Origin of the sequence: Methylobacterium sp. WL18 (assembly GCF_008040015.1) — a bacterium.
Taxonomy (GTDB): domain Bacteria; phylum Pseudomonadota; class Alphaproteobacteria; order Rhizobiales; family Beijerinckiaceae; genus Methylobacterium; species Methylobacterium mesophilicum.
Window position 1 is genome coordinate 1 of record NZ_VRVD01001252.1, and the last position, 580, is coordinate 580.

At 74.3% G+C, this 580-nt stretch carries 1 protein-coding gene; it reads right to left on the reverse strand.

The features are described 5' to 3' along the window. On the reverse strand, positions 1-580 hold a 580-nt coding region (locus tag FV228_RS32155; protein WP_147858008.1), incomplete at both ends, for a DUF4159 domain-containing protein.

Below are 580 nucleotides of genomic sequence, written 5' to 3' on the forward strand. Positions count from 1 at the left end.
GGCCCGGGCCGGGCGGCGCTCGGCGCCCTCCGCCGCGGGGGGGAGTGCCTCGACCCAGGTCTGGCCGGTGGCGTAGCGGCCGGGGAAGCTGTCGACGAGATAGAACGCCTTGGTCAGGACGTGGTCGAGGGGCACCGGCTCCAGCTCCGGCACTTCGAGGGTCGCCAGCATCTTGCGCAGGTAGGCCGCCTCCGGGGAGGGCGGCCCGCCCGGGCGGGTCGTGAGCGCGTCGCGGGTATCGAACAGGACCGTGCCGCCGTTGCGCATGAACGCGTCGATCTTGCGGATCGCCGTCTCCGAGGGCTGGGGCCGCGACGGCGCGATCGGCCAGTAGATCAGCGGGTAGAAGGCGAGCTCGTCCTTGGCCGGGTCGATCCCGGCGGGCTCGCCCGGTTCGAGGGCGGTGCGCGAGGCAAGCATCTGGGTCAGGCCGGACAGGCCGGTCCGGCTCGCCTCATCAACGGCGGCGTCGCCGGTGATCACGTAGGCCAGCCGGGTGACCAGCGCCGATTCGATGCCGTTCGGCCGGTTGGCCGCGGGCTCCTCGGCGCGCAGCGGCTGCGCCGGCAGGGCGGCGAAC